The 24,534-nt window shown below is 57.7% G+C and carries 23 protein-coding genes and 1 other RNA gene; 18 read left to right on the top strand and 6 right to left on the bottom strand.

Going from position 1 to position 24,534, the window contains the following annotated elements; all coding sequences use genetic code 11:
* Positions 1-101 precede the first annotated feature (101 nt).
* Complete coding sequence (grpE, locus tag IF199_RS04010; protein WP_096818814.1) at positions 102-671, bottom strand: nucleotide exchange factor GrpE; 570 nt, start codon at positions 669-671, stop codon at positions 102-104.
* Positions 672-911: 240 nt separating this feature from the next.
* Between grpE and recN the strand changes: the two genes are divergently transcribed.
* A complete protein-coding gene (gene recN, locus IF199_RS04005; RefSeq protein ID WP_096818812.1) occupies positions 912-2,585 on the top strand; it encodes a DNA repair protein RecN in 1,674 nt (557 codons plus the stop codon).
* Positions 2,586-2,660: 75 nt separating this feature from the next.
* On the opposite strand, the gene fur is transcribed toward recN, so the two are convergent.
* Entirely contained in the window at positions 2,661-3,065 is a 405-nt protein-coding gene (gene fur, locus IF199_RS04000; RefSeq protein WP_064119476.1) for a ferric iron uptake transcriptional regulator, read from the bottom strand.
* A gap of 97 nt (positions 3,066-3,162) precedes the next feature.
* Here fur and IF199_RS03995 point away from each other — a divergent pair, with 97 nt between their 5' ends.
* A complete protein-coding gene (locus tag IF199_RS03995; protein ID WP_096818809.1) occupies positions 3,163-3,690 on the top strand; it encodes an outer membrane protein assembly factor BamE in 528 nt (175 codons plus the stop codon).
* A 60-nt stretch (positions 3,691-3,750) separates the two neighbouring features.
* Here the strand turns inward: IF199_RS03995 and IF199_RS03990 are convergent, their stop codons facing one another.
* The 3 genes from IF199_RS03990 to IF199_RS03980 are packed head-to-tail and all read right to left on the bottom strand — an operon-like array spanning position 3,751 to position 5,903.
* Positions 3,751-4,065, bottom strand: coding sequence for an RnfH family protein (locus IF199_RS03990; RefSeq protein WP_192559749.1), 315 nt, complete (start codon positions 4,063-4,065; stop codon positions 3,751-3,753).
* Positions 4,058-4,492, bottom strand: coding sequence for a type II toxin-antitoxin system RatA family toxin (locus IF199_RS03985; RefSeq protein WP_003221509.1), 435 nt, complete (start codon positions 4,490-4,492; stop codon positions 4,058-4,060). Before IF199_RS03985 ends, IF199_RS03990 begins: the two co-directional genes overlap by 8 nt.
* Before the next feature lie 7 nt (positions 4,493-4,499).
* The gene (locus IF199_RS03980; RefSeq protein ID WP_192559748.1) at positions 4,500-5,903 is read right to left on the bottom strand and encodes a sodium-dependent transporter; all 1,404 of its coding nucleotides are present in this window, start codon (positions 5,901-5,903) and stop codon (positions 4,500-4,502) included.
* 119 nt (positions 5,904-6,022) lie between these two features.
* On the opposite strand from IF199_RS03980, the gene smpB reads away from it, so the two are divergent.
* Positions 6,023-6,505, top strand: coding sequence for an SsrA-binding protein SmpB (smpB, locus tag IF199_RS03975; protein ID WP_007915208.1), 483 nt, complete (start codon positions 6,023-6,025; stop codon positions 6,503-6,505).
* A gap of 56 nt (positions 6,506-6,561) precedes the next feature.
* Here the strand turns inward: smpB and IF199_RS03970 are convergent, their stop codons facing one another.
* Positions 6,562-7,329: an FCD domain-containing protein gene (locus IF199_RS03970; protein ID WP_096818803.1), complete on the bottom strand. Its 768-nt coding sequence runs from the start codon at positions 7,327-7,329 to the stop codon at positions 6,562-6,564.
* A gap of 261 nt (positions 7,330-7,590) precedes the next feature.
* Between IF199_RS03970 and IF199_RS03965 the strand changes: the two genes are divergently transcribed.
* From IF199_RS03965 to IF199_RS03900, 15 genes are all read left to right on the top strand, one after another.
* On the top strand, positions 7,591-9,285 hold the full coding sequence (locus tag IF199_RS03965) for a lactate permease LctP family transporter (RefSeq protein WP_192559747.1): 1,695 nt from the start codon (positions 7,591-7,593) through the stop codon (positions 9,283-9,285).
* 151 nt (positions 9,286-9,436) lie between these two features.
* On the top strand, positions 9,437-10,261 hold the full coding sequence (locus IF199_RS03960) for a (Fe-S)-binding protein (protein ID WP_192559746.1): 825 nt from the start codon (positions 9,437-9,439) through the stop codon (positions 10,259-10,261).
* Entirely contained in the window at positions 10,258-11,712 is a 1,455-nt protein-coding gene (locus IF199_RS03955; RefSeq protein WP_192559745.1) for a LutB/LldF family L-lactate oxidation iron-sulfur protein, read from the top strand. Before IF199_RS03960 ends, IF199_RS03955 begins: the two co-directional genes overlap by 4 nt.
* Positions 11,712-12,383, top strand: a complete 672-nt coding sequence (locus tag IF199_RS03950; RefSeq protein WP_102687340.1) for a LutC/YkgG family protein — start codon at positions 11,712-11,714, stop codon at positions 12,381-12,383. Before IF199_RS03955 ends, IF199_RS03950 begins: the two co-directional genes overlap by 1 nt.
* Positions 12,380-15,202, top strand: coding sequence for an FAD-binding and (Fe-S)-binding domain-containing protein (locus IF199_RS03945; RefSeq protein WP_192559744.1), 2,823 nt, complete (start codon positions 12,380-12,382; stop codon positions 15,200-15,202). The genes IF199_RS03950 and IF199_RS03945 overlap by 4 nt, the downstream gene beginning before the upstream one ends.
* Positions 15,203-15,329: 127 nt before the next feature.
* Positions 15,330-15,608 (top strand): hypothetical protein, encoded by a 279-nt coding sequence (locus IF199_RS03940; RefSeq protein ID WP_192559743.1) that lies wholly within the window; start codon positions 15,330-15,332, stop codon positions 15,606-15,608.
* Positions 15,609-15,704: 96 nt separating this feature from the next.
* Positions 15,705-16,094: a transfer-messenger RNA gene (gene ssrA / locus IF199_RS03935) on the top strand.
* A 187-nt stretch (positions 16,095-16,281) separates the two neighbouring features.
* Positions 16,282-17,538, top strand: a complete 1,257-nt coding sequence (locus IF199_RS03930; RefSeq protein WP_192559742.1) for an integrase domain-containing protein — start codon at positions 16,282-16,284, stop codon at positions 17,536-17,538.
* 1,029 nt (positions 17,539-18,567) lie between these two features.
* Positions 18,568-19,968 (top strand): YfjI family protein, encoded by a 1,401-nt coding sequence (locus IF199_RS03925; RefSeq protein WP_192559741.1) that lies wholly within the window; start codon positions 18,568-18,570, stop codon positions 19,966-19,968.
* On the top strand, positions 19,952-20,311 hold the full coding sequence (locus IF199_RS03920) for a hypothetical protein (RefSeq protein WP_192559740.1): 360 nt from the start codon (positions 19,952-19,954) through the stop codon (positions 20,309-20,311). Before IF199_RS03925 ends, IF199_RS03920 begins: the two co-directional genes overlap by 17 nt.
* A complete protein-coding gene (locus IF199_RS03915) occupies positions 20,289-21,269 on the top strand; it encodes an integrase domain-containing protein (protein WP_192559739.1) in 981 nt (326 codons plus the stop codon). Before IF199_RS03920 ends, IF199_RS03915 begins: the two co-directional genes overlap by 23 nt.
* A complete protein-coding gene (locus tag IF199_RS30315; RefSeq protein ID WP_244142439.1) occupies positions 21,266-21,547 on the top strand; it encodes a hypothetical protein in 282 nt (93 codons plus the stop codon). The genes IF199_RS03915 and IF199_RS30315 overlap by 4 nt, the downstream gene beginning before the upstream one ends.
* 485 nt (positions 21,548-22,032) lie before the next feature.
* Positions 22,033-22,986, top strand: a complete 954-nt coding sequence (locus tag IF199_RS03910) for a DNA adenine methylase (RefSeq protein WP_192559738.1) — start codon at positions 22,033-22,035, stop codon at positions 22,984-22,986.
* Positions 22,987-23,110: 124 nt separating this feature from the next.
* Positions 23,111-23,791, top strand: a complete 681-nt coding sequence (locus tag IF199_RS03905) for an HIT family protein (protein WP_192559737.1) — start codon at positions 23,111-23,113, stop codon at positions 23,789-23,791.
* Positions 23,792-23,807: 16 nt separating this feature from the next.
* Positions 23,808-24,530 carry a hypothetical protein gene (locus IF199_RS03900; RefSeq protein WP_192559736.1) on the top strand — a complete coding sequence of 241 codons (723 nt, stop codon included), beginning with the start codon at positions 23,808-23,810 and terminating at the stop codon, positions 24,528-24,530.
* The last annotated feature ends 4 nt before the right edge of the window (positions 24,531-24,534 follow it).

The following is a 24,534-nucleotide window of genomic DNA, read 5'->3' as shown; positions in this document are numbered from 1 at the left end:
TTAACTCTCCCGAAACTTTGGATTTGGTTGCCGCAGCGGTTGTGGCCAACTGCGGTAGCACTTAAACGCTTGACTTCTAAATGGGGGCCTTGCGGCTAATTTCAAGCCTTCTCGTCAATCGAAGGCGAAACGGGTGCTGGCGCCTTGCTGACCACGACCATTGCCGGACGCAGCAGACGACCGTTGAGCTGGTAGCCCTTCTGGAACACCTTCAGAATGCTGTTCGGCTCCAGATCAGCACTTTCCTGCATGGCCATTGCCTGATGTTCCACTGCGTTGAACGGCTCGCCTTCCTGCGGGCTGACAGCTACAAGCTGATAACGCGCGAGGGTGTCGTGAAACATTTTCAGGGTCAGCTCGATGCCTTCGCGCATCGGACGGATGCTTTCGTCGTCCGGATTCGACAGCTCGAGGCCGCGCTCCAGACTGTCGACGATCGGCAGCAGGTCGCCGGCGAATTTTTCCAGCGCAAACTTGTGAGCCTTTTCGACGTCCTGCTCGGCACGGCGGCGGACGTTCTGCAGATCGGCAGCTACGCGCAGAGATTGATCCTGCGCGGCGGCCAATTGCTCTTCGAGCACTTGTACACGGGTCGCCAGGTCATCACCCGCAGTCTCGGGCGCCTGATTGGCTTCTGCTTTTTGCGTATCTACTGTCTGTTCGTCAGCCATAGAATTCTCCTTTCAATAACGTCCGCGAGCTCGACTCGCGCTTCTGCCCCGGTATATGGGGCCGCAAAATCAGGCTTCAAGGGCTGACAATGATTAACCCTACAAAAAAGTGCTGCATTGTCATTCCCGGGCGCGATAAGCATTTGATCGGATCAAGCCAATCGAGCTAAGCGAGGGCATTGTCAGGCCGAAACAAAACACTGTATAAATAACCAGACCTAAAGCCTGGGAGCGGCCTTTATGCTGGTGCACCTGTCCGTACACAACTACGCCATCGTTGAACATCTCGATCTCGAACTCGATCGCGGGATGAGCGTGATTACCGGGGAAACCGGCGCCGGCAAGTCGATCATGCTCGACGCGCTGGGCCTGACCCTTGGCGATCGCGCCGACAGCGGCGTGGTTCGCCCGGGCGCCGACAAGGCCGATATCCTGGCGACCTTCGACCTGGCCGACATTCCCGAAGCCAGCGCCTGGCTGGCCGAGCGCGACCTGGAAATCGACGGCCCGTGCATCCTTCGCCGGGTCATCACCTCGGAAGGCCGCTCCCGTGGCTATATCAACGGCACGCCCTGCCCGCTCGGCGACCTCAAGGCCCTCGGCGAGCTGCTGATCGACATCCACAGCCAGCACGAACACCAATCCCTGCTCAAGACGGATACCCACCGTCGCCTGCTCGACGAATACGCCGGCGCCACCGATCTGGCCCGCCAGGTACAACTGGCCGCCCAGCGCTGGCGCCAGACCCGCCTGGAGCTGGAGCGCCTGTCCAACTCCGGTGACGAACAGCGCGCCCGTCATCAACTGCTCAGCTATCAGCTCGAAGAACTGGAGAACCTCGGTCTCGGCGAGAACGAACTGGAAGATCTGGAGCAGGAACACAAGAACCTGACCAACGCCGAAACCCTGCTGGGCATCTGCCGGCAAGTGGTCGAGCAGTGCAGTGAAAGTGATTCCGGCAATGTGCTGAATGCACTGACCGCCAGCCTCAATCGCCTGTCGAGCGTGAACAACTCGATCGGCGCCCTGGGCGAAGCCAGCAGCTTGCTGACCAGTGCGCAGATCCAGGTCGAAGAGGCTGTCGGCGAGCTCAACCGCTTCCTCGACAACTTCGACGCCGATCCGGCGCGCCTGCAGTATCTGGAAGAACGTCTGGACGCCATTTACACCCTGGCACGCAAGCACCGGATCCAGCCGACGGAAGTCGCCGAGATGCAGCAAAAACTGCTGGATGAAATTGAAACCCTCAATGCCAACGACGAATCCATCGAGCGCCTGGGCGAAGAACTTGCTTCGTACGCCCGCCACTACCAGGAAAAGGCCCGCGAACTGAGTGATCTGCGCCATCAGGCTGCAGGCAGTCTGGCCAGCGCGGTCGAACAGGAGATTCAACGCCTCGGCATGCCTGGCGGACGCTTCACCATAGAGCTGCGTCCCAACGCCAGCGGCGAACTCCTGCCCAACGGCCTCGAACAAGTCGAACTGCTGGTCAGCGCCAACCCCGGCCAACCCTTGAAGGCCTTGGCCAAAGTGGCATCCGGCGGCGAACTCTCTCGGATCAGCCTGGCGATTCAGGTCATCACCGCCCAGACCTCGCGCGTGCCGACCCTGGTATTCGACGAAGTGGACGTGGGCATCGGAGGTCCGACAGCCGAGATTGTCGGCCAGCTATTGCGGCGCCTGGGCGAACGCGGACAAGTACTGACCGTTACGCACTTGCCGCAAGTGGCCGCACAGGGTCATCAGCATCTGTTCGTGCACAAGGTGCGAGGCGAGCAGGCGACGCACACCGCCGTCTCGAAGCTGAGCAAAAATGACCGCATAGAAGAAGTCGCAAGGATGCTCGGCGGCATTGATCTGACCAAAGAGTCTCTGGCGCACGCCAAGAAGATGGTCGTTACCGCAAAGGTTTAAGCACGACAGAAAGCACGAAGGCGACCCTTGGGTCGCCTTCGTTCGTTTCGCGAACCTGAAATTCGCGCGACATGCTTACTTTTTCTTGCGGACGTACAGCACCAGGTTGTGATCTACCAACTCGACACCGTGCTCTTCGGCAATTGCCTTCTGGAGCTTTTCGATTTCGATGCTGACGAATTCGACAACCTCACCGGTTTCCACGTTGACCATATGGTCGTGGTGGCCACCGTCGGCCAATTCGAATACCGCGTGACCGCCATCGAAGTTATGACGGACCACGAGGCCAGCCGCTTCGAACTGGGTCAGAACACGGTAAACCGTGGCCAGACCGACGTCCTCGCCAGCTTCCATCAACGCCTTGTAGACGTCCTCGGCACTCATGTGACGCTGCTCGGTAGAGTCGAGCATTTGCAGGATCTTGACCCGTGGCAGGGTCACTTTGAGGCCGGCTTTGCGTAGTTCGCTATTTTCAACCATGGTCAGCTTTCTCGCGATGCTGCTTCGCAGCTTCTCTTAATGCGGGTATGATCGGCGTTTACGTTGTCCCAGCCAAGATAGTGGAAGTCGCCCACCGATGCAAAACACCAAGCTCTTGCTAACCAGTTTCACCTTTGTGGGACTGCTCGCACTCGCCGGTTGTTCATTCCCCGGGGTTTACAAAATCGACATCCAGCAGGGCAATGTCGTCACGCAGGACATGATAGACCAGTTACGCCCGGGAATGACCCGGCCGCAAGTACGGTTTATCATGGGCAACCCTCTGCTTGTCGACACGTTCCATGCCAATCGCTGGGATTATCTGTACAGCCTGCAACCTGGTGGCGGTGAACGCCAGCAGGAACGCATGAGTGTCATTTTCGACTCAAACGACCGCCTTGTCAGCCTGTCCGGTGACTTCATGCCGGGCGTGAGCCGTGACGAAGCCATTCTCGGCAAGGAAAGTGGCACTAACGTGACCGCTCCTGCTGAAAACGCCGAGAAGCCAAAACCGGAAAAACCGGTCAAGCCAGGTTCCTTGCTGGATCAGATCCAGAAGGACGTCGATGGTGTGGAAACCGTTCCGGTTCCAACACCAGAGCCGCTGGACACCTCGCCGCAATAATTTGCGACGCAATAAAAAACCCGGAAATTCCGGGTTTTTTATTGCCTGCAGATTGGCGCATCACTGATTTCTGGCTTTGGCCTCGGCAACCTTGGCGGCCCGCAATCGGCGCACCTCTTTCGGATCAGCCAGCAGTGGTCGGTAGATTTCGAGGCGATCCCCCGCCTGAACAACCCGCACATCCGGATCGGCAACCACTTTGCCGAAAATCCCGACCGGGCAACCGGCCAGATCCAGTTCCGGAAACTCGCTATCAATGCCACTGGCCAACAGCGCAGTACGCACCGTCGCCCCCTCTGCCACGCTGATCGTGCGCAACACCTGACGATCAACCGCCGCGTACACCACTTCTATTTCGATCACCGGCTCAACCATGCATCTGCTTGGCGCGCTGGCAGAATGCATCCACCAGCGTGTTGGCAGCCTGATTGAACAGCGGCCCGAGCGTGGCGCGCACCAACGGGCCGGCATAATCGAAGGACAGATCGAGGCTGATCTTGCAGGCTTTCTCGTTCAACGCCTTGAACACCCAGACACCGTGCAACTGATTGAACGGACCTTCCTCGAGATTCATTTCGATCGATTGTCCCGGCACCAGGGTATTGCGTGTCACGAAGTGCTGACTGAGGCCACCCTTGGCCACACCGACGCTGGCGCGCATGTGTTCAGGCGAGCTTTCCAGAACCTCTGCTGACGAGCACCACGGCAAGAACTCCGGATAACGCGCCACGTCATTGACCAGGTCATAGAGAAATTGCGCCGGGTAAGGCAGCAGCGCTGATCGTTGAATATGTGTCGTCATGTAAGCGTCACTTCCAGAGCTGGGTGGCAAACACTACAAGAATGCCGATGGGCGCCACATAGCGCATCAAGAACAGAGACAAGGCGAATAGCGCCGGGCTGCGAATCGACAATTCGTCGCGCACCGCGTCACGCCCCATCACCCATCCGGCAAACAGTACAAAGCACAATCCGCCAAGCGGCAGCATGATCCGCGAGGTGAAGAAGTCGATCACACCAAAGAAGTCCAGACCGCCTGCGGCACCCCATTGGTAGAGATGGAACATTCCGCCTTCGTTCACGAAAAATTTCGCTTCCTTCCAGATATTGAAGGAAAACACCGTACCCAGACCGACAAACCAGCAGATGAACGCCAACCAGAATGTCACCCATGCACGACTGATTTTAGTCCGCTCGACCAGATAGGCGACCATCGGCTCCAGCAGGGAAATCGCCGAACTCCAGGCAGCAATGGCTACCAGAACGAAGAACACCACGCCCATCAACTGGCCGAAAAGCACGTTACCAAAAGCAAATGGCAGGCTGACGAACATCAAGCCAGGCCCTTCGCTAGGGTTCAAACCGCCAGCGAACACAATCGGAAACAATGCCAGACCGGCCACCAGCGAAACGAAGGTATCGAGCAGCGCCACACCCACAACGGTGCCGGACAGCGAGGCTTCCTTCGTCATGTAGGCGCCGTAGATCATGATCGAGCCCACGCCCACGCTCAGGGAGAAAAAGGCGTGCCCCATGGCCGGCAGCAAGCCATCGAGGACTTTCTCCGGGTGGAAGTCGAACATGAAATGCACGCCTTCCATGAAATGCCCGGTGGTCATGCTATAGCCCAGCAGGACGAGGACCATCACAAACAACAGCGGCATCATGATCCGCAGGCTTCGCTCAAGCCCGGCGACCACGCCCTTTGCGATCACCACCGCCGACAGCAGCATGAAAACCGTGTGCCACAGCGTGATACGCCAAGGGTCGGCGATGACATTGCCGAAATAGGCACCGACCTGATCGGCCGTCGCCCCCTGGAAATCCCCGCGCCCCATATCGATGATGTAATCCAGCGACCAGCCGCCGACCACACTATAGAAAGACAGGATCAGCAACGCCGTGATCATCCCGGCGAACGCGCCCCACGACCACTTGCCCGAATGCCCGGCTTCGATCGCCAGCACCTTGAGGGCGTTGGCCGGACTCAGCCGCGCACGCCGGCCGATCAGGGTTTCCGCGAGCATCACCGGAATGCCGATCAGCGCGATGCAGGCCAGAAACATCAGCACAAAGGCGCCGCCACCGTAGACCCCGACCATGTAGGGGAACTTCCAGATGCTGCCCAATCCCACGGCCGAACCGGTCGCGGCGAATATGAAAACCCAGCGGCTAGCCCAACTGCCGTGGACAGAAACCTTGTCTGTCGACATCGTTTATCACGCCCAAGCGTTAGAAAAAGAGGCCGCATTGTCCGGGATTCACTCAACCTGCTCAAGCACGCAGCATCACCGTAGCCGACAGCCGTTTATCTCCATATAATGCCGCCCCTATGGCTAAACAGAAGAAACACCCAACAGGGACCATCGCGCAGAACAAAAAGGCGCGACACGATTACTTCATCGAGCACAAGTTCGAGGCTGGTCTGGTCCTGGCCGGCTGGGAAGTAAAAAGTCTGCGGGCAAGCAAGCTGCAACTGGTCGACAGTTACGTCCTGCTCAAGGATGGCGAAGCCTGGCTGCTTGGCAGCCACATCACGCCTCTGATGACCGCCAGCACCCACGTCATCGCTGACCCCGTCCGCACCCGGAAGCTGCTGCTCAACCGGCGCGAGCTGGAAAAGCTGGCCGCCGCTGTGCAGCAGAAGGGTTATGCCTGCGTATGCCTGTCCTGGTACTGGAGCAAGCACATGGTCAAGTGCGAGATCGCTCTGGGCAAGGGCAAGAAGGAATACGACAAGCGTGATACCGAGCGCGAACGCGATGCCGGTCGCGAGTTGCAGCGTGCGGTGCGCAACAAGGGCAAGGAAGACTGATTCTTCTGCCTGAATGACCATTCCCGCGTTCTGCGCGGGAACGGTCATGCCTGAACCTACATCCCTTTGCGCCGCTCGGCCCGAGCCACGCGCTGAACTTCCTGGCGTACCTCTTCCAGTACTTCCTGCACATACAAAATGTGTCGGCTGGAAACCTCTCGCGCCTGCTCCGCACGTCCTTCGATAATCGCCTGGTACAGTTCCCGGTGCTGAGTGATCAGCATGTCGCGGGTTTCCGTGCGCTGCTTGTACATGCCGCCGATGTTGGTCACCACATTGCGCTTGAGCAGGTCGAACAGCCCGCGAATGGTGTGCAGCAACACCGCGTTATGGCTGGCCTCGGCGATAGCCAAGTGAAACTTCGCGTCCGCCGCCCCCTCCTCCGCCCGACTCACTTCGTCATGGCGCGAGTAGCAATCCTGTAGTTCTTCGAACGCCGCGGTCAGCCGCTCGCGATCCACATCGGTGGCGCGCAATGCCGCGTAATAGGCACACGATGCCTCCAGCGTGTGGCGAAATTCCAGCAGATCGCGCTGGGCCTCGGGATTACTTTCCAGCAGTTGCAGCAATGGGTCGCTGAAGGTCGAGCCCAGGCTTTCCACCACGTAATTGCCGCCGCCCTGCTTGCTGACCAGCAGCCCCTTGGCCGCCAGCTTCTGGATTGCCTCGCGCAACGAAGGCCGGGACACACCGAACTGCTCCGCCAATGTGCGCTCGGCCGGCAGGCGCTCGCCGGACTTCAATGTCCCCTCGAGGATCATCCCCTCAAGCCGCTCGACAATATCGTCAGACAAACGGCGCTGACGTATCTGATCAAACCCCATCACTCAATTCTCCACGATCCCGACCACTCGCCGGGCTCTCTATTCTGGCCTATCGGCGCCTTGTCGACACCTGCCAGATGAAACGCCCCGGACCGGATCAGATCGAGCCTGCACCGGTCATTCGACAAAAGTTTTAGGGCGGCAAATTGACACACCGACATCAAGGCTTTTACCCTAGCCAACAGCGATTGTAAATTGGTCTTACCAATTAACCAAGAACGCTGACAGTGCCTGACCAACAACAATTAGGGGCCACCCCATATGCAAACCTGGCAACAGCTCTACAGCCCGCTCGGCAGTCTCGGCGTGTCCGCACTCGCGGCCGTCATCCCCATCGTTTTCTTCTTCCTCGCCCTGGCGGTGTTCCGCCTCAAAGGCCATGTCGCCGGCAGCATCACGCTGGCCCTGGCGATTCTTGTGGCGATCTTTGCGTTCCAGATGCCGGTCGACATGGCGTTCGCCGCCGCGGGTTATGGTTTCGCCTATGGTCTGTGGCCGATTGCCTGGATCATTGTCGCGGCGGTGTTCCTGTACAAACTGACGGTCAAGAGCGGTCAGTTCGAAGTCATCCGCAGCTCGGTGCTGTCGATCACCGATGACCAGCGCTTGCAGGTGCTGCTGATCGGTTTCTGCTTCGGCGCCTTCCTCGAAGGTGCAGCCGGTTTCGGCGCGCCCGTGGCGATTACCGCTGCGCTCCTCGTAGGGCTGGGCTTCAACCCGCTGTACGCCGCCGGGCTGTGCCTGATTGCCAACACCGCGCCGGTCGCGTTCGGTGCCTTGGGGATTCCGATCATCGTCGCCGGCCAAGTCACCGGTATCGACGCGTTCAAGATTGGCGCCATGACCGGCCGCCAACTGCCGCTACTGTCGCTGTTCGTGCCGTTCTGGTTGGTGTTCATGATGGACGGCCTGCGCGGCGTTCGCGAAACCTGGCCAGCCGCACTGGTTGCCGGCCTGAGTTTCGCCGTGACCCAGTACTTCACCTCGAACTTCATCGGCCCGGAACTGCCGGACATCACCTCGGCCCTGGCCAGCCTGATCTCGCTGACCCTGTTCCTGAAAGTCTGGCAGCCAAAACGCACTGCGGGCGCACAGATCGCCGGTGCCACCCCGAACGTGGCGGTCACTGCCAGCGTCGGCGGTTTCGGCCAGAAACGCACCACCATCGCTTCGCCCTACAGCCTCGGGGAAATTTTCAAGGCCTGGTCGCCATTCCTGATCCTCACCGTGCTGGTCACCATCTGGACGCTCAAACCGTTCAAGGCCATGTTCGCCGCTGGCGGCTCGATGTACGCCTGGGTGTTCAACTTCGCGATCCCGCACCTGGATCAACTGGTGATCAAGACCGCACCGATCGTCGCGACGCCGACAGCTATTCCGGCCGTGTTCAAACTTGACCCGATTTCCGCTACCGGCACGGCGATTTTCTTCTCGGCGCTGATCTCGATGATCATCCTGAAGATCAATTTCAAAATTGGTCTTACCACTCTGAAAGAAACTTTCTACGAACTGCGCTGGCCAATTCTGTCGATCGGCATGGTGCTGGCATTCGCCTTCGTCACCAACTATTCCGGCATGTCTTCGACCATGGCCCTGGTGCTGGCAGCGACCGGCGCGGCGTTCCCGTTCTTCTCGCCGTTCCTGGGTTGGCTGGGCGTGTTCCTCACCGGTTCCGATACCTCGTCCAACGCGCTGTTCAGTTCGCTGCAAGCGACCACCGCGCACCAGATCGGGGTCAACGACACCTTGCTGGTAGCGGCCAATACCAGCGGCGGCGTGACCGGCAAGATGATTTCGCCACAGTCGATTGCCGTGGCCTGCGCCGCGACCGGGCTGGTGGGCAAGGAATCCGATCTGTTCCGCTTCACCCTCAAGCACAGCCTATTCTTTGCAACGATTGTCGGCCTGATCACCCTGGCCCAGGCCTACTGGTTCACCGGCATGCTGGTGCACTGATACCTACAAGAAGCATGGAAATAACCGACGCCGGTTCGTGATTCCGGCGTCAGCAATTCACAACCCGGTCTGTAAGGCTGCTGAAAGCAACGCGCTTTATATTCGGCAGCCTCAACAGACGGATAACCGGGCCCACCCGGAGACACGCCTGATGAGCGAGCTTTTTTACAACGCTGTGCCCAACGCCACTCGCGTTGCACCGCCACTGCCCGAGCCCCGGCAATACCCGAGCGAGAAACCGTCGCGGGTCTACCTGTTCGGCACGTGCGTGGTCGACCTGTTCTACCCGGAAGCCGGGATGGACGCGATCCATTTGCTGGAACGCGAGGGCATTCGGGTCGACTACCCGCAAGGGCAGAGCTGCTGCGGACAACCGGCCTACACCTCGGGTTACACCGAGCAGGCACGGACGGTGGCTCGCTCGCAACTGGCGCTGTTCGCCGGCGATTATCCGGTGGTGGTACCGTCGGGTTCCTGCGCAGGAATGCTGCGCGAGCATTACGCCGACTTGTTCAAGGACGAGCCGGAAACGTTGAAACAGGTTCAGGCCCTCGCGGCCCGCACCTATGAATTGGCCGAGTTCCTGCTGTTCGTCTGCAAGGTGCAGCTCAAGGACAGCGGCGAGCCGGTCAAAGTGGCGCTGCACACCTCGTGTTCGGCGCGACGGGAAATGAATACCCACCTGCACGGCCGCGAGTTGTTGGCGCAGTTGAGCAACGTGGAACGGGTCAATCACGATCACGAAAGCGAATGCTGTGGCTTCGGTGGGACATTCAGCGTCCGTATGCCAGACATTTCCGGCGCGATGGTGGCTGACAAGACCCGAGCGTTGAAGGAATCCGGCGCGCATCAGGTACTCAGTGCCGACTGCGGATGCTTGATGAACATCAACGGCTCGCTGGAAAAACAGAAGGAAGCGCTGCGCGGGCAACACCTGGCGAGCTTCCTCTGGCAACGAACCGGAGGTGCCCGATGAGCACTTCCACGATTATTCCTACGGTTGCCGTAGAAGAAGATTTCCGCACCCGGGCGCACAACGCCCTGGGCGACTCGCAGTTACGGAACAACTTCCGCACTGCGATGGATTCACTGATGACCAAGCGGGCAGCTGCTTTCAGCGATGCCCACGAAAGAGAACACCTGCGTGAACTGGGCAATGCAATCCGTGCCCGCGCGCTCTCCAAGTTGCCCGACCTGCTCGAGCAACTGGAACAGAACCTGACCCGCAACGGTGTGACAGTGCACTGGGCGGAAACGGTGGACGAGGCCAATGGCATCGTCCTTTCGATCATCCGCGCTCACGAGGCTCGGCAAGTGATCAAGGGCAAATCGATGGTCAGCGAAGAGATGGAGATGAACCATTTCCTCGAGGCTCGGGACATTGAATGTCTGGAGTCCGACATGGGGGAGTACATCGTCCAGCTCGACCACGAGAAGCCTTCTCACATAATCATGCCGGCAATCCACAAGAATGCCGGTCAGGTCGCGTCCTTGTTCCACGACAAACTTGGCGTGGAATACACCAAGGACGTTGACCAACTCATTCAGATCGGTCGCAGGGTCCTGCGGCAGAAATTCTTCGAAGCGGACATCGGCGTCTCCGGTGTCAACTTCGCCGTGGCCGAAACCGGCACCCTGCTGCTGGTGGAAAACGAAGGCAACGGCCGCATGACCACCACCGTGCCACCGGTGCACATCGCCGTTACCGGCATCGAAAAAGTCGTGGAAAACCTGCGCGACGTGGCGCCGCTGTTGTCGTTGCTGACCCGCTCGGCACTGGGCATTCCGATCACCACCTACGTCAACATGATTTCCGGCCCGCGTAAGGAACACGAACTCGACGGCCCGCAGGAAGTGCATCTGGTGCTGCTCGACAACGGTCGCAGCCAGGCGTTTGCCGACAGCGAACTGCGCCAGACCCTGAACTGCATCCGCTGCGGCGCCTGCATGAATCATTGCCCGGTCTACACCCGTGTCGGCGGCCATACCTATGGCGAGGTTTACCCCGGCCCGATCGGCAAAATCATCACTCCGCACATGGTCGGTTTGGCGAAAGTCCCGGATCACCCGAGTGCGTCTTCGTTGTGCGGCGCCTGCGGTGAAGTGTGCCCGGTAAAAATTCCTATTCCTGCACTGCTGCGCCGCCTACGCGAAGAGAATGTCAAAGCCCCCGACAGTCCTCATCAGGTGATGCGCGGCCAGGGCAGCAAATATTCGCGCAAGGAACGTTTCATCTGGAACGCCTGGGCGAAGCTCAACAGCTCACCGACTTTGTATCGACTGTTTGCGTTTTTCGCCACTCGACTGCGCGCCCTGGCGCCGAACAACGTCGGCCCGTGGACGCAGAACCACAGCGCTCCGAAACCCGCCGCCCGCTCACTGCATGACATGGCTCGCGAGCATCTGGCCAAACAAGGAGAACGTTGATGAGCGCCAAGCAAAACATCCTCGGCAAGTTACGCAAAAGTCTGACCGGCACCACACCGATTGCCGACAACTTTGACGTCGATCTGGTGACACAGCCTTACACCTACAGCGCCGAACAACGTATCCCGCAATTGCGCAAACTGATGGAAGCGGTGCACACCGAAATCCACCTGACGTCTGCTGATGCGTGGCCGGCGCTGCTGGCGCAATTGTTGCGCGACCGTCAGTTGCCGAGCCTGCTGATCGCACCGACTACGCCTCACGGGCAGCGCATCACACAGCACTGGGCGAACAATCCTGATCTGCCGGCACTGAAATCCTACGACCGGCCGATGGAAGAATGGAAAGCCGAGCTGTTCAACGACACCCCGGCCAGCCTCACCGGCACCCTCGGTGCCATCGCTGCCACCGGCAGCCTGATTCTCTGGCCGACCCGCGAAGAGCCACGGCTGATGAGCCTGGTGCCGCCAGTCCATTTTGCGCTGCTCAAGGCCAGCCAGATCCGCGACAACTTCTATCAGGTCCAGCAGGAATTCGAGTGGGCCCAAGGCATGCCGACCAACGCGTTGCTGGTGTCCGGCCCGTCGAAAACCGCCGACATTGAACAAGTGCTGGCCTACGGCGCCCACGGCCCGAAAGACCTGGTGGTGTTGATCCTGGAGGACCAATGACCTTACCGGCGACTTTCCTGCGCGATGCGCAGCAACTGATTCCGGCCGAACGGCGTTTCGACGATCCGTTGTCGACACTGGCCTTCGGCACCGACGCCAGTTTCTACCGGTTGATTCCGCAACTGGTGATCCGCGTCGAGTCTGAAGATGAAGTGGTGGCGCTGCTGAAACTGGCCCAGCGTGACCAGGTCCCGGTGACCTTTCGCGCCGCCGGCACCAGCCTGTCCGGCCAGGCGATCAGCGATTCGGTGCTGATCGTGCTTGGGGATAACTGGAACGCCCGTGAGATCCGAGGGCAAGGCACGCAGATCCGCCTGCAACCGGGGGTGATCGGCGCCCAGGCCAACGCTTGGCTGGCGCCATTCGGGCGCAAGATCGGCCCGGATCCGGCCTCGATCAATGCCTGCAAGATCGGCGGTATCGTTGCCAACAATGCCAGCGGCATGTGCTGCGGCACCGCGCAAAACACCTACCACACGCTGGCCGGGATTCGTCTGGTGCTGGCCGACGGCACACGTCTCGACACCGAAGATACCGCCAGCGTCGCGGCGTTTCGCGCAAGCCACAGTGAGTTGCTGGAACGCCTGGCAACATTGGGCCGCGAGACCCGCGCCAATGCCGAACTGGCTGCGCGAATCCGCCACAAATACCGTCTGAAAAATACCACCGGCCTGTCACTCAATGCCCTGGTGGATTTCGATGAGCCTGTGGATATCTTGAGTCACTTGCTGGTGGGCTCCGAAGGCACCCTCGGCTTTATCAGCGCGGTGACTTACGACACGGTGATCGACCACCCGAACAAGGCGTCGGCGCTGATCGTCTTCCCCGACGTGGAAACCTGCTGCAACGCCGTCACCGTCCTGAAAAGCCAACCGGTGTCCGCTGTGGAACTGCTCGACCGCCGCAGCTTGCGCTCGGTGCAGGACAAACCCGGGATGCCCGATTTCGTACAGCAGCTGTCGAACAATGCTTGCGCGCTACTGATCGAATCCCGCGCCGCCTCTTCCGCGTTGCTGCAAGAGCAACTGGCGCAGATCATGGCCTCGCTCAGCGATTTCCCGGTGGAAAAACAGGTCGATTTCACCGAAGACCCGATTGAGAACGCCCGCCTCTGGGCGATCCGCAAGGACACCTTCCCCGCCGTCGGTGCGGTGCGCAAGACCGGCACCACGGTGATCATCGAAGACGTCACCTTCCCGGTGGAACAACTGGCGATTGGCGTGAACCGTCTGATCGAGCTGTTCGACAAACATCACTACGACGAAGCGATCCTTTTCGGACACGCGCTGGAAGGCAATCTGCACTTCGTCTTCACCCAAGGCTTCAACAGCCCGGAAGAAGTCGCACGCTATCAGGCGTTCATGGACGACGTGGCGCAACTGGTGGCCGTGGAGTTCGGCGGTTCGCTGAAGGCCGAACACGGCACCGGGCGCAACATGGCGCCATTTGTCGAACTGGAATGGGGCAGCGATGCCTATCAGTTGATGTGGCAGCTCAAGCGTTTGCTTGATCCTCAGGGCATTCTCAATCCGGACGTGGTGCTCAGCGAAGATCCGCAGATCCACCTCAAGCACCTGAAGCCGCTGCCTGCCGCCGAAGAGATTGTGGATAAGTGCATCGAGTGCGGTTTCTGTGAGCCGGTTTGTCCATCGAAGGGCCTGACCCTGAGCCCCCGCCAGCGCATCGTGATCTGGCGCGACATTCAGGCGCGAAAACGCGCCGGGATCGACACCACCGAACTGGAAAAAGCCTACGAATACCAGGGCATCGACACCTGCGCCGCGACCGGTTTGTGCGCGCAGCGTTGCCCTGTAGGCATCAATACCGGTGAGCTGGTGAAAAAGCTGCGCAGCCGTCACGCCACGCACACGAAAACGGCCAACTGGATCGAAGGAAATTTCGCCACCACCCTGCAAGGAGCGCGCTTCACCCTGCACGTGGCCAACGGTGCGCGGATGTTGCTGGGAGCACCGCGTCTGGCGAAGTTTTCGGCAACGCTGACGCGTTTGTCCAAGGGCCAGGTGCCACAGTGGAGCAACGCGGTGCCGCAGCCGGAAAGAGCCATTCGCCTCAGTCCGACAATCTCAGACGAACGCCCGCGCGTGGTGTATCTGGCGGCCTGCGTGTCGCGGGTGATGGGCCCCGCAGCGGGCGACAAGGAGCAGATGTCGCTGTACGACAAAACCCGTGGCCTGCTGGAAAAGGCCGGTTATCAGGTGGTGCTCCCGGACAATCTGGACAACCTCTGCTGTGGCCAGCCTTTCGCCTCCAAAGGCTATGCCGAACAGGCCGAGCACAAGCGTCAGGAGTTGATCGGCGCCTTGCTCCACGCCAGCCGAGGTGGGCTCGATCCGATCTATTGCGACACCAGCCCCTGCACATTGCGACTGGTGCAGGATGTGGGAAATGTTCGCCTTGATCTGTATGACCCTGTGCGTTTTATCCGTACGCATCTGATCGATCGGCTGGAGTTCACCCCGCAGGAAGCACCGATTGCCGTTCATGTGACGTGCAGCACGCAGCATCTGGGGGAAAGCCAGGCGTTGATCGATCTGGCGCGCAAGTGCAGTAAAACCGTGGTTATTCCCGAAGGCATTCATTGCTGCGGATTTGCCGGCGACAAGGGCTTCACCACACCGGAACTCAACGGCCATTCCCTGCGCACTCTCAAGGATGCGGTGCAGCATTGCAGCGAAGGGATTTCCACCAGCCGCACCTGTGAGATCGGTCTGACACAACATGGAGGCATCGACTACCACGGCCTGGTGTATCTGGTGGATCGAGTGACCCGAGCCAAACCCCGAGAAACCATCATCTGAAGAAAAATAGAACCCTTGCGAGCGACCACAGTCCACAGAACAAGCCCCGCTGACGGGGCTTTTCCTCCATTCGGTTGCCCGTCCTGACGGCCAGCGAAGTCTGGATCCTCAGTTCAAGGAGATTCATATGAAACGTTCTGTACTGTTAGGTCTGTTCGTTACTGCCTCGATGATGGCGTCTACTTCGTTTGCCGCTGACAAGCCTGCCAGCCTGTGCGATACCAATATCCAGACCATCAACAATGCCAAGGGGCAGCTGTCATCGTCGCCCGAATTGAGTCAGCGTGCCGAGGCCAGTGTGCAGAAGGCACAGGCGCTCAAGGCCCAAGGCAAGATCGACGATTGCGTTGCAGAAACCCAGCAAACCATTCTGGAGCTGCGCAAATCCACCGGCACCAACAATTGATCGAAGGCCCGGCCAACCTTCGGGTTGGCCTTGACGGCCGATTGGCGTACACTGCTCGGGCTTGCTGCTCTTCGAGATGTACAGAGCATCAGGCTCGGGGCCGTTTAGGATTCGACGCCGGTTGCGAAACTTTAGGTGCATGCCGACTTGGTAACAGAAGTCGTAAATCCACTGTTGCAACTACTTATAGTTGCCAATGACGACCAATACGGTGCTGCTCTCGCTGCTTAATTGCAGCTGACATGCACTCCTGGTACCTTCGGGTCCAGCAATCATCAGGGGATGTCTGTAAACCCAAAATGATTGTCATATAGAACAGAATCGCCGTGCAGTACGTTGTGGACGAAGCGGCTAAAACTTACACAACTCGCCCAAAGCACCCTGCCCGTCGGGTCGCTGAGGGTTAACTTAATAGACACGGCTACGCATGTAGTACCGACAGCGGAGTACTGGCGGACGGGGGTTCAAATCCCCCCGGCTCCACCACTTCAACATCTAAAGACGTCCACGGACGTCTTTTTTTGTGCCTGAAATCCAGTGAAATCAAGGGTTTCCAGCGCTTCTGTGGTTCACAATGGTTTTTTGAGTTCCAGACGTTTTGGTATTCCAGGTGGTATCCCGGGCTACCTGGTGCTATTTTCAGGATACCAAAACGGTGCCAGAGGTAGCTCCCATGCCTACTCAAGCAACCCGTCTCTCCGATCGCCAGCTAAAGGCGATCAAGGCAACCGGCAAGGACTTCGTCCTCAGCGATGGCGGTGGCCTTCAGCTCCGGGTCAGGGCCAGCGGCTCGATGATGTGGAACTTCAATTACCGCAAGCCGGTGACCAAAAACCGCATCAATATGGCCTTGGGTCCGTATCCTGAACTCTCATTGGCAAACGCCAGAAAGAAAGCGGTTGAAGCCCGCGAGCTGCTGGCACAAGGCATCGACCCCAAAGCTCAACGCAATGAGCTTAAGCAAGCCAGACTCGCCGAGACCGAACACACATTCGAGAACGTAGCCACCGCCTGGTTTGAGTTGAAGAAAGACTCTGTCACGCCGGCGTACGCGGAAGACATCTGGAGGTCACTCACGCTGCATGTTTTACCAAGCCTGAAAACAACGCCTCTCTCGCAAATCACCGCTCCAATAATCATCAAGCTCCTTCGCCCAATCGAAGCCAAAGGCAGTCTCGAGACAGTGAAGCGGTTGAGCCAACGGCTCAACGAGATCATGACTTACGGGGTGAACTCTGGACTGATTTTCGCTAACCCCCTCAGCGGCATTCGAGCGGTCTTCAAGAAGCCCAAGAAAGAGAACATGGCCGCGCTACGACCCGAAGAGCTATCCGAGCTCATGATCGAAATCGCGAACGCCAGCATCAAGCGGATCACCCGCTGCCTGATCGAATGGCAACTGCACACAATGACCCGTCCTGCCGAAGCGGCTACCACCCGATGGGTAGACATCGACTTTGACAAACGCATTTGGACCATCCCGCCGGAGCGCATGAAAAAGCGTCGCCCGCACACCATCCCGCTGACCGAACAGGCACTCGCTTTACTGGAGACGCTCAAGCCCCACAGCGGCCACAGAGAGTACGTGTTCCCGGCAGATAGGAATCCGCGCACCCACGCCAACAGCCAGACCGCCAACATGGCGTTGAAACGCATGGGCTTCCAGGACCGCTTGGTCAGCCACGGCATGCGTTCCATGGCCAGCACCATCCTGAACGAGCATGGGTGGGATCCGGAGCTGATCGAAGTCGCGCTGGCGCATGTCGACAAGGACGAAGTCCGAAGCGCTTACAACCGAGCTGACTACATTGAACGTCGGCGTCCGATGATGGCTTGGTGGAGTGAGCACATCCAAAAAGCAGCAACGGGCAGTCTGTCGGCAACTGCCATCAATGACACCAGGAACTGCAATGTCGTGCCGATACGGTGAGTGCTCACCGAACGCCACCGGTAACCGAAAATGACTCCCCAGATGGAGTGATGGTTGATTTGGCGACAGCGGCGACACTGGCGACAACCCGTGTAATACCTGGTCTGCAGCATGGCGACAGAGGTGGCGACTGTCGCCGCTGCAAGCCTCTCTCTTGGGACTTTCACGACCAAGCCCACGCGAGCGGGAAGGCTCCGCATTCCCACTCGCATGGGCTCACATTAAAAACCGACCAACGACCACCCAGCCATAGAAAACCACCGGCCTCCAAGGTCTTCCAGCGCTACCAATTGGCGCAAGAGTCACCCTCAAAATACTGTTGACCGCTAGCAGAACGAGCGCTAAACCAGAACCGCACAAGCGCTGTCCTCGACAGCACCCAGGTAGCCAGAACCTTCAAGGCTACGCCACTCCGTGGTGGTTCACCCCCAAGTGCGATTAGCGTCCGGCGGCTCGCACGGTCACCGCGATGTGATGGATGCCCACTCTTCCAGAATGCCCACTGCGGCAACTCAGGCCTTCTCCTGGCTGCTCTGCAGCAACTTATCCGCTTGGCCATTTCTTGCGCCAACCTGTGGCCCGTCTCTTTGCCCCCTAAAGAGACGGGCGCATCTCACACTGCTGCAGCCCTGCTCGCATGGGGCTTTGCTGCTTTCCCCCTCGTGACAATCGGCGTGACAAACACCGAATGCTCACTCGCCACAGCGATGCCGATGATGGTGCCGCAGCCCAAGGAATGGACTGCACCTGACTGACAGTCAGGCATGCCCCGGTCATCGCCTCACTGCCTTCACCTGACTCAGGATTTCGCAGCACCGGTCTCGTCAGCCAGTGCAGCCTCCACCCGCCCACCGCTCTCGGTGTTCAGGAGGCCAGACCCTGAGATGCCCAAGCTCCCGGCCGGAAGGAGCCGTCAGTCCCGCGTGAGTGGACAACCCTCACAGGCCGCAGGGGCCTTGATCCCTGATAACACTCAACAACCGTGGCGGGATGAGTGAGGACGAAGTCGATAATCTCAGGAGAATTGCGATGCAACTGTGCGAAACGTTCGAACCACCACAACCATTGCTGGAATACCAGCAGACACCACTGCCCTACCCGGTCGAAGCACTGGGGGATCTGTTGGGTCCTGCGGTCGAACGACTGGCCGAGGTGATCCGCGTGCCCTGCGCCATGGCCGCGCAATCGGTGCTGGCCAGCGCTGCCCTGGTGAGCCAGGGTCATGCCAATGTCGAACTCGATGGCCGAACCTATCCATTGTCCCTCTACCTACTGACGGTGGCGTCTTCGGGTGATCGCAAAAGCGCGGTGGATCATCTGGCATTGAAGGCGGCGCGCGACTGGGAACGACAGCAGTGGACTCTGTATGCGGAAAAGCTCAGAGCCTATCGCGCCGCTACCAGCATCACGGCCAAACCCAAAACCTCAACGGAGCGTGCTGAGGCGAAAGGCGGTGAGCTGTCCGAGCCGGTAGCGCCGAGACTGATCATTGCCGAGCCCACCATTGAGGCCCTGGTCAAAAGTCTGTGCTATGGCTTGCCCAGCATGGGCTTGTTCAATGATGAAGGTGGCCAGTTCTTGGGCAGCAGCACCATGAGCAAAGAGAATCTGCTCAAGGCAATCACCACCTTGTCGGCACTGTGGGATGGCAGCCCGATCGACCGGGCGCGCTCCATGGCAGGAGAAAGCCTGCGGGCCTATGACCGCCGCCTCAGTCTGCATCTGATGCTGCAACCCTACCTTGCCAACCAGCTGTTCAAAGACCCGGTGATCAATGGCCAAGGCATCCTGGGCCGTTGCCTAATCAGTTGGCCCGAGCGTCTGGCCGGCCAGCGGCTCTACAAGGCGATCAACTTGAGCCGGGATGCCAGAGTCCAGCGCTACCAACAGCGGATCACCGCCCTGCTGCAACAGCCCTGGTCGCTTCACAAGGATGGCTCACTCAATCCCACCACACTGGAGCTGACTCCCCGTGCCCGTCGTGCCTGGATTGATATTCACGACACCATCGAATGTCAGTCTGGCGAGTTCGGCGAGCTGGCCGGCGTCCAGCCTGTCGCAGGCAAGGCCGCGGCGAATGTACTGCGCATCGCAGGTGTGCTGGCCATGGTTGAAGAAGCCAGTTCGTTGGACGAAGCACACATCCAGCGCGCTTCCACGTTGATGGATTACTACCTGGCCGAGATCCAGCGCCTGACCGAACAGGAGCCGGTCAATAGCCGATGCGAAGAGGCGGATCGACTGCTCCGCTGGCTGGTGCAGAAAGGCTGGACTCACTTCACCCTTCGCGATGTCAATCGCAACGGCCCGCGTTTTGCCCGCAAGAGCGCTGACCATACCGCCTCTCTATTGGTCGTGCTGATCACTCATCGCTGGCTGAGCAGCCGCGACGGAAAAATTTTCGAGGTCCGCCATGTTTCGCCTCAATGACGCGGTGCGCCGCTACCAGGCGCAACATCAATCGCAACCAGAATCGCGGCGTGTCGCCGCCTCTGTCGCCACCCTGTCGCCACGTGCCAGACCAGAAACGACGCGGGTTGTCGCCACTGTCGCCGCTGTCGCCACACCACCACTGGAGCCTACCCATCTAGCCCTTCTGATCGAGCAACTGCGTGAGGAAGGGGCACTGTTGCAACACCACGAGAACACCCTACTGATCCGCCCGACACTCTGGCAGCAGGTGGACAGGCTCAGCCCCCACTGGAAAGCCCTGCTGCTCTTTCTGCAAACAAACGAAAACGGTGATGATAATGGCTCTGGTCGGTCGGCGTGATGGTCGCAACTTTGGCTATGGCCGCCAACTGAGCTACGCCGGCCCACAAGCGCTCAAGGATTTGTTTGCCGGCGGCCACTTCGCCACGGTCAAAGCGCATAGTGATCGCTGGCAAGCGTTCGTGCGTTGGTGTCGGTCAGAGGACGGCCCCGGTTACAACGATGCGCGCGAGATCGATCGACTGACGCTACAGGACTATGCCGCTTACCTGCGCCAGCTGATCCAGCAAGGCGAACTGAGCATCGCCACCGCGCAGAACCGCCTGAGCAGCGTCAACCGAACCCTCGCTGCGCTCCGCGGTGATCAGGACGTGAGGATCGCCAGCCCGAGTCAGGCGTTGGGACAGAAGCGCTCGAACGTACGCACCTGCGCACCGGATGGCCAAGACCGCCAACAAGTGCAGCGAGTGATTGAGGCGCTTGGCGAACAGCAACACGAGCGGGTGGCGGCAATTGTCCTTTTGGCGCGAGAAACCGGTATGCGCCTGCGCGAAGCAATCCTGGCTGACCTGCCACGATTGCAACGCGAAGCCGAACACTTTGGCCGTATCAACATCCAGGACGGCACCAAAGGCGGACGCTCGGGCGCTTTTGCGCCCCGTTGGATCGATGCCACGACTGGAGTAAAGGCTGCACTGCAAACAGCACTAAGCGTCTCAACGAACAGGAGCCCCAACCTACTGAATCGGGGCGAAAGCTATGCCACCTTTCTAAGGCAGGTCGTGCGTCCAGCCCGCGAGATCCTGCATGTGCATGGGTTGAAAGGTTTACATGAGCTTCGAGCCGCCTACGCTTGCGAACGTTACGAGCAGATCACTAGGCACACTGCGCCGGTCAACGGTGGGCAATGCTATCGCGTTGACCGTGAACTGGATCGGCAGGCGCGTCAGCAGATCAGCTATGAGCTCGGACACAACCGGATCGATGTGGCATCGGCGTACATTGGTGGCCGATCATGAGCAGACCGTATGATATGGCTTTGTTTCTGAGCGGAGTCTTAACTGGTTCGATGGCCACGCAGCAACGACACCTGCGACAGGCGCGGATCATGCAAGCGGCCATCCAGCAGAGATGGCAACGCGATAATCCTTGGAGTTGGCAGCTAAAGCATGTGCACTGGTTTCTGGTTCACTACCTGAAGGATCATTCCGAAGCTACCCGATATTATTATCGACTCACAGCCCAATTGGTGTGGAAACGATTAGGGGACCGACGAGGTTTGCTGGTAGAGCGCTAATCGGTGCCTTGAGGCCTACCCACCCCACCTAGCCTGGGGAAATCCGTTTCCACCATGTTCCGAGTGCGTCAACCGACGTTGCCAGCTATCGCGAGGTAATCGTGTTGACGGAACATTGCATGAGGCGTTCAGATTGAGATTCTTTCAAGGCCGCACGGCAGGGCAGAACAAAGCGGAGAAGCCCTACAGGGCCTGCTTTCTACACGCCAAGCGTACTAGCCACCTGAGTAGACGAATTGCGTCGTGGCGCTCATAGAACATCCTATGCGCCCGAAGAGTTGCCCCCCCGATAGCGGTTTCCTGAGAAAAAATGGTATATTGATTAGTTGCAATTATTACAGGGCACCTTTAAACCGTAAACGTTACAAAAACCAATGACCAACCCCAATCACAAAGACTTCCGCTAGGCGCATATAAATTTGCGATCTGTAAAACCGCAAGGATATGTACTCTAGCAGAATTTTTAGAACCAAAGGTTAATGTAGATGTATGCAGTTAGTCCTCTCAGGTATCCTGGAGCCAAGTGGCGATTAGAAAAGTTCGTCGACTCGATTCTAGTCGCGAATAACCTTAGAGATGGGCACTACGCAGAACCTTTCGCCGGCGGCGCGAGCTTAGCGATTTCGCTGCTGCTTCAGAACTATGTCAGCAACATACATCTAAATGACCTAGACAGATCTATTTATGCGTTCTGGCATAGCGTATTAGAAAACACAGAGGATTTTCTTAAGCTTATCTCCGAGACGCCGGTCGACATGGATACATGGCACAAGCAAAAAGCCATACAATCAAATAAATATGACGCCCCCCTAATAGAGCTCGGATTCTCTACTTTCTTCCTTAACAGAACAAATCGCAGTGGAATCTTGAATGCTGGCGTAATCGGCGGGAAGCACCAAGAAGGCCAATGGAAAATCGACGCCCGCTACAATAAAAAAAATCTGACTTCTCGAATCTCGAGAATTGCACAGATGAAAGATTTTATTCACTTATACAATTTGGATGCTGTTGATTTCTTGCGCCTTTGCGATTCAAAGCTTCCTCCGAAAAGTTTTATATATCTAGACCCTCCTTATTTTGTGAAGGGGCAAGAGCTATACCTAAACTTCTACGACGAAGAAAATCATCGCCAATTATCCGAATATGTCTTAGGCAACCTCAACCTTCCTTGGATGGTTTCTTATGACGACGTGCCAGAAATCAAAGCACTCTATTCGAAAGCGTATGCAACCGAAGAACCTTACCTGCTTCCCTATAGCGCCAGCGTGGAAAGAAGAGGCCGAGAAGTTTTTTTCCTTTCTCCGAACCTTTTGACTGAGACACAACTGATTCATACGAGCACCCGGACGAAGCGCGCGATGGGGATTGGAGCCCGCTCCTCCTCACCTAAGACAAAAAAACCGGCCGGTAGCAAAAATTCACCTGGGCTGCCCCCCTAGCCCTAGGGTCCAAGCTAGCGGCGTGGTATGGTAGTTATAGGTTCCCACCGTGTGCGGCGGCTGACGACGACGGACCGGCTAGGGACAAAGAGTTGTGATTACGTACAATTAGGGAGGCTCTAAAATGAACCGCTTCCAACCCATCAAGCACTCTGAAACTGAGTGCCGATTTTGTGACTTTTTGACTCCCCTGTCAAAACACGCTCCTGTGGATACGCCATGGCTGCTTGGCGCAAGTTATGCTGCATTTGTTTCTATTGGCGCGCTTGTCCCCGGTTGGTCTTTGATCGTCCCTAAAAATCATAAAATCAATCTTACAGAAGACTACACTCGCACAGATTTTTGGAACTTTGTTGAAAGCGCCGCTAGGATCCTGAAAGACCAATACGGTGACTTCTCGATATTTGAACATGGAGCGTTTAATTTCGACTCTCAAACAAGTTGCGGTACAGGCCATGCCCATCTTCACATGGTCCCTCTGTCGTTTTCTCTGTTTGAAGAAGCACAGGCGTTTGATAAAACGCTACGCTGGGAAAAATGCTTAGCAAGCCAAATCTCTGAAAAAAGCAAAAACTCTGAATATCTATATGTCGCAGATCATTTTCAGGGCGAGCACACGCAAGGAAACATTTGTCTTCTCACAAAGGAGACCTCACAATTTTTCCGAAAAGTCATTGCTACAAAACTTGGCATTCCGGATAGCTATGATTATAAAAAATCAAAGATGCTTGATATTACTCTGCAAAGTTTTGAAACCCTTTCAAGTAACGGCTGGAATTCCTTAAAAAATACACGCTCAGCGTAAATCAGGGGCTCAATGAATGAGCAAAGAACATAGTCCGCTTCCACACGAGTCGCCAAGTACCGCCACAGATAGAGAACCTGAGCTTGGTGCGAGTAGTGACACTCAAGAAGAGCCACCCCAGATGCCAGGCGCAGCTAGTAGTGTCGAAGCGGACGCTATGAAAAACGATAAAAAACCTGAAAGCAAACCAGCGCCAACTGTATTCAGCGAACATATCAATACTGACAACAGAGCGGTAGGGGATTGGAAGAGCAAATACGACGAGTCGGCACGATGTGAAATAAGAGTCGACGCCATATACGTTGGAGTTGTTTTTCTTTTAACTTTATTAGCACTACTCTTCACATGGCGAGGCTCTACCTATTCGTTTTTCGTAGGAAGCTGCACTACATGTGCGCCGGAAAAATTCAATCAATATGCCTTCTTCTTTCTTGGAGGAATCTTGGGCGGAACTATGTTTGGCCTAAAATACCTGTACCAAGTTGTAGCAAGGGGACTTTGGAATATTGACCGCCGACTTTGGCGCATATTCTCTCCGTTCCTCTCTGGCGGCGCAGCACTTGCCATCGGCGGACTACTTGACTCTGGCTTATTGGGACTTAGTATAAAGTCTTCAACCACATCCTTTTACTTTTCCATGGGATTCATATCCGGATACTTTGCGGATAAAGCGCTAGGGAAGATGCAAGAGATCGCGGATACCGTTTTCGGCTCATCTCCAAGCTCACCCAAAAAATAAACTA

Origin of the sequence: Pseudomonas allokribbensis, from assembly GCF_014863605.1 — a bacterium.
Lineage (GTDB): Bacteria > Pseudomonadota > Gammaproteobacteria > Pseudomonadales > Pseudomonadaceae > Aquipseudomonas > Aquipseudomonas allokribbensis.
This window is presented reverse-complemented; position numbering and strand designations above follow the sequence as displayed.

What these genes read in the sequence shown, in the direction of transcription:
- IF199_RS03955 (WP_192559745.1), top strand. Translation starts at nt 10,258, where the DNA reads ATGAGCACTTCCACGATTATTCCTACGGTTGCCGTAGAAGAAGATTTC.
- recN (WP_096818812.1), top strand. Translation starts at nt 912, where the DNA reads ATGCTGGTGCACCTGTCCGTACACAACTACGCCATCGTTGAACATCTC.
- IF199_RS03965 (WP_192559747.1), top strand. Translation starts at nt 7,591, where the DNA reads ATGCAAACCTGGCAACAGCTCTACAGCCCGCTCGGCAGTCTCGGCGTG.
- IF199_RS03970 (WP_096818803.1), bottom strand. Translation starts at nt 7,329, where the DNA reads ATGGGGTTTGATCAGATACGTCAGCGCCGTTTGTCTGACGATATTGTC.
- IF199_RS03950 (WP_102687340.1), top strand. Translation starts at nt 11,712, where the DNA reads ATGAGCGCCAAGCAAAACATCCTCGGCAAGTTACGCAAAAGTCTGACC.
- IF199_RS03985 (WP_003221509.1), bottom strand. Translation starts at nt 4,492, where the DNA reads ATGACGACACATATTCAACGATCAGCGCTGCTGCCTTACCCGGCGCAA.
- IF199_RS03990 (WP_192559749.1), bottom strand. Translation starts at nt 4,065, where the DNA reads ATGGTTGAGCCGGTGATCGAAATAGAAGTGGTGTACGCGGCGGTTGAT.
- IF199_RS03930 (WP_192559742.1), top strand. Translation starts at nt 16,282, where the DNA reads ATGCCTACTCAAGCAACCCGTCTCTCCGATCGCCAGCTAAAGGCGATC.
- IF199_RS03905 (WP_192559737.1), top strand. Translation starts at nt 23,111, where the DNA reads ATGAACCGCTTCCAACCCATCAAGCACTCTGAAACTGAGTGCCGATTT.
- IF199_RS03900 (WP_192559736.1), top strand. Translation starts at nt 23,808, where the DNA reads ATGAGCAAAGAACATAGTCCGCTTCCACACGAGTCGCCAAGTACCGCC.
- smpB (WP_007915208.1), top strand. Translation starts at nt 6,023, where the DNA reads ATGGCTAAACAGAAGAAACACCCAACAGGGACCATCGCGCAGAACAAA.
- IF199_RS03945 (WP_192559744.1), top strand. Translation starts at nt 12,380, where the DNA reads ATGACCTTACCGGCGACTTTCCTGCGCGATGCGCAGCAACTGATTCCG.
- IF199_RS03980 (WP_192559748.1), bottom strand. Translation starts at nt 5,903, where the DNA reads ATGTCGACAGACAAGGTTTCTGTCCACGGCAGTTGGGCTAGCCGCTGG.
- IF199_RS03910 (WP_192559738.1), top strand. Translation starts at nt 22,033, where the DNA reads ATGTATGCAGTTAGTCCTCTCAGGTATCCTGGAGCCAAGTGGCGATTA.
- fur (WP_064119476.1), bottom strand. Translation starts at nt 3,065, where the DNA reads ATGGTTGAAAATAGCGAACTACGCAAAGCCGGCCTCAAAGTGACCCTG.
- IF199_RS03915 (WP_192559739.1), top strand. Translation starts at nt 20,289, where the DNA reads ATGGCTCTGGTCGGTCGGCGTGATGGTCGCAACTTTGGCTATGGCCGC.
- IF199_RS03920 (WP_192559740.1), top strand. Translation starts at nt 19,952, where the DNA reads ATGTTTCGCCTCAATGACGCGGTGCGCCGCTACCAGGCGCAACATCAA.
- IF199_RS03925 (WP_192559741.1), top strand. Translation starts at nt 18,568, where the DNA reads ATGCAACTGTGCGAAACGTTCGAACCACCACAACCATTGCTGGAATAC.
- grpE (WP_096818814.1), bottom strand. Translation starts at nt 671, where the DNA reads ATGGCTGACGAACAGACAGTAGATACGCAAAAAGCAGAAGCCAATCAG.
- IF199_RS30315 (WP_244142439.1), top strand. Translation starts at nt 21,266, where the DNA reads ATGAGCAGACCGTATGATATGGCTTTGTTTCTGAGCGGAGTCTTAACT.
- IF199_RS03995 (WP_096818809.1), top strand. Translation starts at nt 3,163, where the DNA reads ATGCAAAACACCAAGCTCTTGCTAACCAGTTTCACCTTTGTGGGACTG.
- IF199_RS03960 (WP_192559746.1), top strand. Translation starts at nt 9,437, where the DNA reads ATGAGCGAGCTTTTTTACAACGCTGTGCCCAACGCCACTCGCGTTGCA.
- IF199_RS03940 (WP_192559743.1), top strand. Translation starts at nt 15,330, where the DNA reads ATGAAACGTTCTGTACTGTTAGGTCTGTTCGTTACTGCCTCGATGATG.